Raw genomic sequence first — 2,179 nt, forward strand, 5'->3', positions numbered from 1 at the left:
ACGAGCCCAAATGTACGCGGCGTAGTCCGGGTCGTTCGGTGCCACATCCGCGTAAGGGCTGGTTGCAGGCAGCTCAGCATGAGGCGCGCCCGCCAGGCGGTACAGCGCCACCGTGACATCGCGGCGACTCAGCACAGTCTTACTCTCATCCAGAAGAGCCTGTTTCTTGACCCATTCGACAGCAGCCTTCTGCTCCTCAGCAGTATTCGCCAAGAGATCAAGATTCTCAGAAGCCACCGGCTCGACCGCATCCGCGGCACCATCCTTGCCCGGGGTTACCTTCTCCAGAACAACCCTGTACGCTCCCTCATAATTCAGCGCGCTACCGGGAACGTTCAGCGTCTCCTCAGCGGCACCATCGTGGATGCGCTCAGCGGGAATAACCTGCTCCAGAGCCTTCTCACCGGTCAGCTCGCCGAAAATATCCGTTGCCTGAATCGAGAAACGGTAATAGCCCTCGGCAAGCTTCGGAAGATTCGAGACGCGTGCGGTGAGAGTATTCATCTCCTGATACGGGTTGACGCGCTTATACGGAATGTACAAATCCGGACGCGCTACAGGCTGGTCAGGATTCGGCTGGTTATCACTCGGCTGCCCCGACCGCACCGGAAGGAACTGCGCAACACTGGTCAGCAAGCTACCGCTGTACTCCTCCTCACCCGGGTGAGGCAGATTAGAACCGTAGATACCAATCATGTAGAGCCTACCCGGCTTCAACGTACCCGCCGGAATCGTCATCTTCGTGCCGAAATAGTTATTGCGGAAACCCGTACAGTGATGCAAGCAGTTGCCCGTCAACGGAACAGCATGGGAGAAAACAGGGCGTCCCATAATCTTTCCGGTAGCCGGGTCTGCCTCGTATAGAGTGACGTACGCCTGGCTGTCGTATCCACCTACGATATTCGGGGGAAGAATATGGTAGCCCTCAACCGTCAGAGTCGTATCCTGCCACGGCTTATCAATCGCCGAAATGCTGTAGCGGTACGTCGGCTGGTCAGGCTCAGGGTCGCGCACCGTGGGCAAGGGAATTCGTGCCGTAAGACGATAATCTTCATACGGATAGTCGTGCGGGTCAGGCTTATCGGACGGGTAGTAGGTCAGCACCACATCGAAGAGCGTACCCTCCGGAACCATCATCCACTGCTTCGGAATGTCAAGAGTGAACGTGACGCTCCCGTCAGGATTATCGTGGGCCTTGCCCTCAGCGCGGAGGCCGGCAACCTTGCTGCCGTACTGCGCCTCAGGAAGGGGATTGCCGTAATATGGCTCAAGGTAATTCTCACCGCGCTCCACAATGCCGAACTCATACAGCGTGTACTTCGCGCGGAACTCGGCACTCAGCGGCGCAGTGGTCACAGAGACGGTACCGCCCTCAGAAATGTTGAGGGTGCCCGAGGTGAGCTTCATGCCAACCGGGTTGTCAGGTTTCTTATCCTCAGCAGGGGTGGGAGGGGTCAATGGGGTAGGGGAATCCGCCAGCCGAACTGGTGCAGTAACCGTAAAATTATGAATCTCTGAACCGTAGTAAGGATTATCTGAGAAATAGACCCTCAGTTCCGCTTCGGAACCCAAATACACGCCCTGTAGCTCTTTAATATCCTCAGCATTAATTTCAAGTTCTACGGTTTGGGTGCCGTCGGGGTTACGGACCACAATTTTGTCACGTTCATAGTAATGGTCACTATTAACGCTGAGGTTGGCAATCGTTTTTTGAGCAGTTTTATTATAAACACTGATTGACCCGATATAGTACCCCAAATCAACTTCCGGGGAAATATTAGAAATAGTAACTTTATATTTCCCCTCATGGTACGGGTCAACCGTCTGAGGGGACAGCGAAACCTTCGGAAGGGTATTGCGGTACGTATTGCTCTGGTAAGGCATTTTCATGGGGTTCTTGCCCACAGGAACGAAGGGGAAGGCACGCCTCATAGCAATCGGGCCTGAAGGAGAGTCTCCCTGTACCGACAGATAATAACCCTTGCCTGATTTCAAAAGACCGGCAGGAATCGTAATTTTATGCTGAAAATGACCGTTAGGAATTAGGTCATGAAAAACCCGCTTAGAATACGGAGAATCCGAAGGGTCAAAAGGTTCCAGCTCCTTGATATATTTATGGGTAACATTTGCAGACGGGTCATATTCTACGAGAGTAAAACTTAGCTTATTCATCCCGTCA

At 53.4% G+C, this 2,179-nt stretch carries 1 protein-coding gene; it reads right to left on the reverse strand.

Annotated features, from left to right (window positions below):
- Window positions 1–1,458 (reverse strand): peptidase (locus tag HMPREF3055_RS04840; protein ID WP_168166574.1); only part of this gene is annotated, 1,458 nt, incomplete at its 3' end.
- Window positions 1,459–2,179: the final 721 nt, after the last annotated feature.

The sequence above is a fragment of the Rothia sp. HMSC061C12 genome, from assembly GCF_001815755.1.
Taxonomy (GTDB): Bacteria; Actinomycetota; Actinomycetes; order Actinomycetales; family Micrococcaceae; genus Rothia; species Rothia mucilaginosa.